The following is an 8,291-nucleotide window of genomic DNA, read 5'->3' on the forward strand; positions in this document are numbered from 1 at the left end:
GGCAGGGCTCCGCCTCGCCCCCGAACCCCCACTTCGCCAGGATCCTGCGGGCCCTGGACCCGATGATCTGGCGCTCGCTGACGCCGGATCGCGCCGGAGAGCCAAGCTCCCCGGCGACCATGGGCGCCGCCAGCGCGGACATGGTTGTTTTCCTTTTCCGGGGGCCCCGCCGATCCACCTCCTCCCAGGGATCGGGCCGCAGGCCGACCTCGCCACCCGGTACCAGCTCAAGGCGGGGTCTGGGGGAATACCATTCCCCCAGCGGAGGGAGCCGGGGGAGGCGGCACCTCCACCGGGGCCGGACACACAAGCGCGACGCCACCGCCCGGGAAGCCGGCGCGCACAGGAAGTTCAGCGGCGGGCGGGGGATCGGCCTCGCACGGTCCGGAGAGGCGCCGGGGGGCGGGCCTTGCGGGCGTCTCCGCGTCCAGCGTATGCCTTGGGGCTCCACTGGAACATTCCGGACATCGTGACACCGACCACGTCCAGCAGTGAATCCCGCCCTCTGAGCGTCGGCCTTGTGGTAGGGGTGCTCGGCGTCGTTTTCGGCGATATCGGCACAAGCCCGCTCTACGCGCTGCGGGCCGCGCTCGTGCACTTCGCCTCCGATGGGCTGGAGCGCTGGGAGATCCTGGGGGTCCTCAGCCTGATCGTCTGGTCGATCATCATCGTCGTGACGGTGAAGTACGTGTTGATCGTGCTGCGGGCGGACAACCGGGGCGAGGGCGGCATCCTGGCGCTGATGGCGCTGGCGCAGCGGGCGGTGGGCACGGAGCGGGGGCGCCACATCGTGGCGCTGATCGGCATCGCGGGCGCCTGCCTGTTCTTCGGCGACGGGATCATCACCCCGGCCATCTCCGTGCTTTCGGCGGTGGAGGGGCTGAAGGTGATCTCGCCCACCTTCGGGGAAATCGTGGTGCCGGTCTCGCTGGCAGTGCTGATCGGGCTGTTCCTGGTCCAGTACCGCGGCACGCATGCCATGGGGCGGATCTTCGGCCCGGTGATGGTGCTGTGGTTCGGGCTGATCGGGCTGCTGGGGCTGGTCGAGATCCTGCGCGAGCCGGGGGTGCTGGAGGCGCTGTCGCCGCACCATGCCATCCAGTTCTGCATCGCCTACCGGCTGGCGGCCTTCATCGCGCTGGGCTCGGTGGTGCTGGCGGTGACGGGGGCGGAGGCGCTCTATGCCGATATGGGACATTTCGGGAAGCGGCCGATCCGGCTGGCCTGGCTGTACTTCGTGCTGCCCTCGCTGATCCTGAACTACCTGGGCCAGGGGGCGCTGGTACTGAACAACACCGAGGCGCTGGAGAATCCCTTCTTCCTGCTGGCGCCGGACTGGATGCGCCTGCCGATGGTGGTGCTGGCGACGCTGGCCACGATCATCGCCAGTCAGGCAATGATCTCGGGCGCCTTTTCCATCGCGCGGCAATGCGTGCAGCTGGGGCTGCTGCCGCGGCTGGTGGTGAAGCACACCAGCGAGACGGAAGAGGGGCAGATCTACGTGCCCCAGGTGAATTTCTCGCTGCTGGCGGGCGTGGTGGTGCTGGTGGTGGCCTTCCGCAACTCGGACAGCCTGGCGGCGGCCTATGGCATCGCGGTGACGGGCACCTTCCTGGCGACCTCCTGCCTCGCGGGCATCGTGTTCCACCGGAACTTCCGCTGGTCCTGGCCGCTGGTGGTGGCGGTGTTCCTGCCGCTCTTCCTGCTGGACCTCGCCTTCTTCATCTCCAACGTGCTGAAGGTGCCCGATGGCGGCTGGGTGCCGCTGCTGCTGGGGGCGGCGCTCTATACGCAGATGCTGACCTGGCGGCGCGGGCGGGAGCTGCTGTTCCGGCGCTTCCAGCAGGACAGCCTGCCGCTGAAGTCCTTTCTGGCGCGGCTGCCGCAGTCGCGCACCATCCGGGTGCCGGGAATCGCCATCTTCATGACCGGGCAGGCGGACTACGTGCCCAATGCGCTGCTGCACAACCTGAAGCACAACAAGGTGCTGCACGAGCGGATCGTGTTCGTGACGGTGCTGAACGAGGATGTGCCGCAGGTGCGCAACCGGGGCTCGGCGGAGGAGCTGGGGCCGGGGATCTATCGCGTGCTGCTGCGCTACGGCTTCCTGGAGAGCCCGAACATCCCGCGCGACCTGGAGATGATGCACGAGACGATGGGCGTGCCCTTCGAGCCGATGCAGGCCTCCTATTTCCTGGGGCGCGAGACGGTGGTGGCGGCCTCCGTGCCGAAGATGCCGGGCTGGCAGCAGTGGCTGTTCACGCTGATGAGCCGCAACTCGCTGCCGGCCACGGAGTTTTTTCGAATCCCCAGCGACCGTGTGGTGGAGCTGGGCGCGCGGGTGGCCATCTGAGGCGCTGGCCGCCGCGATCCGCTGAAGGAGGTGGCGCTTGGCCCTGCTGATCCTCTCGCCGAGTGGCGGGACAGGGCTTCCGGAAGGAAGCCGCGAGCACCGCTACGAGATCACGCTGACGCTGGGCCCGGACGGGCTCCCCTCCCCCGGGGCATGGCAGGCGGACCCCGATCCCTGGCCTGCGCGGCGCCTCTGGCCGGGCGAGGGCCTCTCGGAGGGGGATGTGCAGTATGACGAGGACCTGGGCTGGGCGCTGCGCTTCTTCCGGCGGGGCGGGCAGGCCTCGGCGGCGATGGATGCGCCGCTGCATGCGGTGATGCAGTTGCGGGCGCGGCTGCGGCCCGGCGAGAACGTCACGATCGTCGAGGCGGACGGGCAGGAGCATGCCTGGCGGGTGGTCGGCCTGAGCTGAGGCGGGGCGCGGCCATTCGCCGGAAGCGAGGCGTTCCGGGCGACAGCTTCGTGCGGATGGTGGCGTGGACCAGACCGTTTCCGCGTTTGCAGGCCCCCGGAAAAGGTTCGAGGGGTTTCCGTTTCCGGAAACCCCTCGTCATGGTGGAGCCAATCGGAATCGAACCGACGACCTCCTGAATGCCATTCAGGCGCTCTCCCAACTGAGCTATGGCCCCGCCGTGCTGCGGTGAACGGGCTTTTAGCGGCGTCCGCAGACCCCCGCAAGCCCCCCACCATGACTTTAAAACATGCGCGTGACGGATTACCGTGCTGCGAAATCCGCAGGGCAATGGGCCGGCGCATGGGGGCCAAGCATGAAGGCCAGGGAGTGGGAATGAGCAGAAAGGTCTACGACAGTCCGGCGGCGGCGCTGGACGGGTTGCTGCATGACGGGATGCTGATCCATTCGGGCGGCTTCGGCCTCTGCGGCATTCCGGCGGCGCTGATCGAGGCGGTGCGGGACAGCGGCGCGAAGGACCTGACGGTCGTGTCCAACAACGCAGGCATCGACGGCGCGGGGCTGGGGCTGCTGCTGGAGACGCGGCAGATCCGCAAGATGATCTCCTCCTATGTCGGCGAGAACGCCGAGTTCGCGCGGCAGTACCTGGCCGGGGAGCTGGAGATCGAGTTCAACCCGCAAGGGACGCTGGCCGAGCGCATCCGGGCTGGCGGCGCGGGCATTCCGGCCTTCTTCACCCGCACCGGCGTCGGCACCGCGGTGGCCGAGGGCAAGGAGGTGCGGAACTTCGATGGGCATGACCATGTGATGGAGCGCGGGATCTTCGCCGATCTCGCGCTGGTTCATGCCTGGAAGGCGGATACCGAGGGCAACCTCGTCTTCCGCAAGACGGCGCGGAACTTCAACCCGATGATGGCGACCGCCGCGAAGGTGACGGTGGTACAGGTGGAGGAGCTGGTGGAGCCGGGGACGATCGACCCGGACCACATCCATACGCCGGGGATCTATGTGCAGCGGATCGTGAAGCTGCCGGCGGGCTACGAGAAGCGGATCGAGCAGCGCACCGTGCGCAAGCGCGCCGGAACGGCGGGTGCCGCCGCCGGTTCCGAAACCGCCACCGCCTGAGGAGACGCGACGATGCCCTGGACCCGCGACGAGATGGCGGCGCGCGCCGCCCGCGAGCTTGAGGACGGTTTCTACGTGAATCTCGGGATCGGCATCCCGACGCTGGTGGCGAACCACATCCCCGAGGGGGTGAGCGTGCAGCTGCAGAGCGAGAACGGCATGCTGGGCATGGGCCCCTTCCCCCATGAGGGCGAGGAGGACCCGGACCTGATCAATGCCGGCAAGCAGACCGTGACGGCGCTGCCGACCACCTCCTTCTTTTCCTCCGCCGACAGTTTCGCGATGATCCGCGGCGGGCATATCGACCTGTCGGTGCTGGGCGCGCTGCAGGTGGCGGAGAACGGCGACCTGGCGAACTGGATGGTGCCGGGGAAGATGGTGAAGGGCATGGGCGGGGCGATGGACCTCGTCGCCGGCGTGAAGCGCGTTGTGGTGCTGATGGAGCACACCGCCAAGGGCGCGCCGAAGCTGCTGCACAGCTGCGACCTGCCGCTGACCGGCAAGGGCGTGGTGGACCTGGTGATCACCGAGCTCGCCGTCTTCGCCATCGACAAGGAGGCGGGGAAGATGACCCTGGCCGAGTTGGCGCCGGGGGTCACGCTCGACGAGGTGCGCGGCAAGACCGAGGCGGATTACGCCGTGGCGCCGGGCCTCGCCGGCTAACGGGACGGGCGCCCTTCCCCGGCGTCGCGCTTTGCGGCTGGTCGCCGGAGAGCCCGGCTCCGGCGCGATCCGGCGTCAGCGAGCGCCGACGAGCCCGGTCCAGGGCTCGGAGAGTCCCGGCGGATAGGGGACCGGGGGACAGGCGGCGCCTTTTCCCCCCGGGACAGCACGACGGAGGACACAAGGAAAAAGGGCGGCCGGATGATCCGGCCGCCCTTTCCCGTTCCAGCGCCCAGGAGCGCGGCGGATCACGAACGCTTCTGCGTCACCTTGTAGGTGCAGGCGCCGTTCTGCGTGGTGGCGGTGCCGGTATAGGCGCCATCGGCGAACTTGCCGGTGGCGTGGCCGCCGTCGAACAGGAAGTCCACGCTGCCGTCCTGCTGGAGCTTGGTCTCGACCTCGGCACGGCGGGCCCAGCGCACCACGGCGGAGCCGTTGGCGACGGTGGTGGTCACCGGCTGGCGGGCGGGACGGCAGGCGCGCTGGGAGGCCACGGCGTAGCCGGTGTAGACGCCGTCGAGGCCCGGCGGGAAGGCCGGGGTCTCGGCGACGGGAGCGGGCGCAGGCGGCGGCGGCGGCGGCGGGCTGCTGGCGCAGGCGGCGACCGCGGCGAGCAGGGGAAGGGCAAAGAAAAGACGGGCATTCATCCCGCATACTCCCTAGTTCTCAGGAGCGAATCGTGACGATCCGCCTGTCAAAAGAAAGAACAGACAACGGCCCTGGTTGCCACTACGGAAAGAGAGCGGGGCGTAACTTTTCGGCATCACTGTATCGCGGAAGACACGCCGGCCGCAGGCTTCGTGCCACCGTCCGAAGCGGTCCGCAGGCCCTGCAGACTGCGGCGGTCCGCCTCGATCTGGCGGCGCATGTCCTCCAGCTGCTTCTCACGTCCGGCGAGGCGCTGTTCCAGGTCGTTGATCCCGGTGGCCGAAGTGGAGGCGGACTGGCTCTGGGCGGCCGACCTCGGGGTGGTGGCGCGGGCGGTACGGCGGGGTACGGCGCGGGCGGGCCGGGGCGGCGGGGCCTGGGTCCAGACCGGCAGGGGCGCCACGGAGGGCGGTGGGAGAAAGGCGGCGGGGGCCGTGGAGGGTGGCGGTTGCAGGCGTTGCAGGGGCCGGAGGGCGAGTTCCTGCATGTCGCGGCGGGGGCCGACCTCGTTGGGCCACATCTGGGCCCTGGCAGGGTCCGGCAGGAGCCCGGCCAGCAGCAGGGCGGGAAGCGCGAGAGCGGCGATTCGGCGCATGGACCTCGGGGGAGCCTTTCCTGTCGCGGCGCCGGGCGCCACTTCAGGGTGAGCTTAGCGGAGGAAGTTCCCCCGAGGGTAGTCTTCCTGTCCTTGCCTCAGCGCAGGCTGAGGAGCGCGAGCATGACGAGGCCGAGAGCGATGCGGTACCACCCGAAGGGCTGGAAGCCCATGCGGCTGATGTGGCGGAGCACCCAGCGGACCACCAACAGCGCCACGACGAAGGCGGCGAAGAAGCCGATCGCGATCTCGCTGATGTCGCCGACGGCGAGCTCGGCGCGGGCCTTGTAGAGGCTGTAGACCGTGGCGGCGAGCATGGTGGGGATGGCGAGGAGGAAGGAGAACTCGGCGGCCGCCTTGCGTTCCACGCCGAAGAGCAGGGCGAAGATGATGGTGGCGCCGGAGCGGCTGGTGCCGGGGATCATGGCGAGCACCTGGCCGAAGCCGATCAGCAGGGCGCTGAGGGGACCGATCTCCGCGATGGAGTGGATGCTGGGCTTGGGGCGGTTACGCTCGATGATGATGAGCGCGATGCCGCCGATGATCAGGGCGAAGCAGACGACATAGGGGTTGAACAGGACCTCGGTGATGGTCTTGTGCAGCAGGGCGCCGAGCACCATCGCCGGGATGAAGGCGAGGAGCAGGTTGACGACCGCGTAGCGTTCGCGCGAGCGAGGGGTCCAGAAGCCGGTGGCCATGGCGATGAGGTCGCGCCAGTAGACGACGATGACGGCCAGGATGGCGCCGAGCTGGATGACGATCTCGAAGGTCTTGCCGGGCGGGCCCTGGAAGCCGATCAGGTCGCTGAGCAGGATCAGGTGGCCGGTGGAGGAGATGGGCAGGAACTCGGTCAGCCCCTCCACGATCCCCATCAGCAGGGCCGGAAGAATAATGGCGAGATCCATGCGGGCCGATGCTCCTGCGTCTCAAGAAATAGGCCGCACATCAGGACCGGGAAGAATATTCACCGGCCTGGATGCACGCGCGGGTCTTGTGGAGCATTCCGGAAGCAGGCGGAAGGCAGGAATCCGGCCATGGAATTAATATTTGGCCGGACTTCTGTCTTATAGCGGAACCTCTTCCTGCTGCCGCCGATAGGGGTGGCCGGGATAGGCGCCGAGCACGTGCATCTGGCGCGAGAAGTAGCGCAGTTCCTCGAAGGCGCGTTGCAGCGGCGGGCTGCCGGGGTGACCGTCCACGTCGCAGAGGAACTGCGTCGAGGCGAAGCGGCCGTCGAGCATGTAGGATTCGAGCTTGGTGATGTTCACGCCGTTGGTGGCGAAGCCGCCGAGCGCCTTGTAGAGCGCGGCGGGGACGCTGCGGGTGCGGAAGACCAGGGTGGTGACGCAGCCGGGCGCGTCCACCGGCGGCAGGGTGGCCTCGCGTGACATGACGTAGAAGCGGGTGGTGTTGTGGGTCGCGTCCTCGACGTTGCGGCGGAGGATGTCGAGGCCGTAGAGCTCGGCGGCGAGCGAGGAGGCAACGGCGGCGTCCTCGGTGCCGCCGCGCTGGGCGACGAGCTGGGCGGCGCCGGCGGTGTCGGCCTCGATCACCGCCTGGAGGCCGGTCTCGCGCAGCAGGTCGAGGATCTGGCCGAGCGCCACGGGATGGCTGTGGATGCGGCGGAGGCTTTGCAGGGTGGCACCTCCGGGGGCCATCAGGCAGTGCTCGACGCGTTCGAAATGCTCGCCCACCACGTGCAGGCCCGAATCGGGCAGCAGGCGGTGGATGTCGGGGACGCGGCCGGCGAGGCTGTTCTCGCAGGGGAGCATGGCGAGATCCGCCCTTCCCTCGCGAACCGCGGCCATGGCGGCCTCGAAGGAGGGAGAGGGCAGCGTGGTCCAGCCGGGGTAGGCGGCGCGGCAGGCGAGGTCGGAATAGGCCCCGGGCATGCCCTGGAAGGCGATGGTCTGGCTCATGCTGCGAGGGTCCTGCGGGCGCGTTCGAGGTCGGCCTGGGTGTCCACGCCGAAGGGGGCGTGATCGACGCGGACCACGCCGATGCGCATCCCGGCCTCCAGGGCGCGGAGCTGCTCCAGCTTCTCGCGCTTCTCCAGCGCGCCTTCGGGCAGGGCGACGAAGCGGGCGAGCGCCGGGCGGCGATAGGCATAGACGCCGATATGGTGCCAGTGCGGCCCCTCGCCGGAGGGGATGAGGTTGCGCGAGAAGTAGAGGGCGGGGGCCACGGCGACGCCGCGCGGGAAGGCGCAGGCGACCTTGACCACGGAGGAGGCGGCGGCTTCCTCCGCGCTGGCGATGGGGGCGACGAGGGTGCCGATATCGACGCGCTGGTCGGCCAGCGGGGCGAGCACGGCGCGCAGCATGTCCGGCGGCATGGTCGGCAGGTCGCCCTGGAGGTTCACCACCACGTCGTGGGCGCCCACCGGGTCGATGCTGGCCAGGGCGAGGTTGATGCGGTCGGTGCCGGAGGGAACGTCGTCGGCGACCAGGATGGCGGTGCCGCCGGCGGCGCGCACGGCCTCCGCGATCTCGGGG

At 69.4% G+C, this 8,291-nt stretch carries 9 protein-coding genes and 1 tRNA gene; 4 read left to right on the top strand and 6 right to left on the bottom strand.

Annotated elements, in window-relative coordinates:
* Positions 1 to 457 precede the first annotated feature (457 nt).
* Both ROTAS13_RS03735 and ROTAS13_RS03740 read left to right on the top strand, forming a co-directional pair.
* Positions 458 to 2,353, top strand: coding sequence for a potassium transporter Kup (locus tag ROTAS13_RS03735; RefSeq protein WP_369699837.1), 1,896 nt, complete (start codon positions 458 to 460; stop codon positions 2,351 to 2,353).
* A 37-nt stretch (positions 2,354 to 2,390) separates the two neighbouring features.
* Positions 2,391 to 2,765 (top strand): hypothetical protein, encoded by a 375-nt coding sequence (locus ROTAS13_RS03740; RefSeq protein WP_058390555.1) that lies wholly within the window; start codon positions 2,391 to 2,393, stop codon positions 2,763 to 2,765.
* A 141-nt stretch (positions 2,766 to 2,906) separates the two neighbouring features.
* Here ROTAS13_RS03740 and ROTAS13_RS03745 read toward each other — a convergent pair.
* Positions 2,907 to 2,982, bottom strand: a tRNA-Ala gene (locus ROTAS13_RS03745).
* A 158-nt stretch (positions 2,983 to 3,140) separates the two neighbouring features.
* On the opposite strand from ROTAS13_RS03745, the gene ROTAS13_RS03750 reads away from it, so the two are divergent.
* On the top strand, positions 3,141 to 3,890 hold the full coding sequence (locus ROTAS13_RS03750; RefSeq protein ID WP_019462351.1) for a CoA transferase subunit A: 750 nt from the start codon (positions 3,141 to 3,143) through the stop codon (positions 3,888 to 3,890).
* A 12-nt stretch (positions 3,891 to 3,902) separates the two neighbouring features.
* A complete protein-coding gene (locus ROTAS13_RS03755; RefSeq protein WP_019462352.1) occupies positions 3,903 to 4,553 on the top strand; it encodes a CoA transferase subunit B in 651 nt (216 codons plus the stop codon).
* Between the two features lie 248 nt (positions 4,554 to 4,801).
* Here ROTAS13_RS03755 and ROTAS13_RS03760 read toward each other — a convergent pair whose 3' ends face one another.
* From ROTAS13_RS03760 to ROTAS13_RS03780, 5 genes are all read right to left on the bottom strand, one after another.
* Positions 4,802 to 5,200, bottom strand: coding sequence for a hypothetical protein (locus ROTAS13_RS03760; RefSeq protein WP_019462353.1), 399 nt, complete (start codon positions 5,198 to 5,200; stop codon positions 4,802 to 4,804).
* Positions 5,201 to 5,316: 116 nt separating this feature from the next.
* Positions 5,317 to 5,796 carry a hypothetical protein gene (locus ROTAS13_RS26975; RefSeq protein WP_075821578.1) on the bottom strand — a complete coding sequence of 160 codons (480 nt, stop codon included), beginning with the start codon at positions 5,794 to 5,796 and terminating at the stop codon, positions 5,317 to 5,319.
* A 98-nt stretch (positions 5,797 to 5,894) separates the two neighbouring features.
* The gene (locus tag ROTAS13_RS03770) at positions 5,895 to 6,701 is read right to left on the bottom strand and encodes an undecaprenyl-diphosphate phosphatase (protein WP_019462355.1); all 807 of its coding nucleotides are present in this window, start codon (positions 6,699 to 6,701) and stop codon (positions 5,895 to 5,897) included.
* A 159-nt stretch (positions 6,702 to 6,860) separates the two neighbouring features.
* A complete protein-coding gene (locus tag ROTAS13_RS03775; RefSeq protein ID WP_075821579.1) occupies positions 6,861 to 7,715 on the bottom strand; it encodes a prephenate dehydratase in 855 nt (284 codons plus the stop codon).
* Positions 7,712 to 8,291, bottom strand: a 580-nt coding sequence (locus tag ROTAS13_RS03780; protein ID WP_075821580.1) for a cytidylyltransferase domain-containing protein, incomplete at its 5' end; no start/stop codon positions are given. The genes ROTAS13_RS03775 and ROTAS13_RS03780, both read right to left, overlap by 4 nt.

This window comes from Roseomonas sp. TAS13 (assembly GCF_001950415.1).
GTDB lineage: Bacteria > Pseudomonadota > Alphaproteobacteria > Acetobacterales > Acetobacteraceae > Roseomonas > Roseomonas mucosa.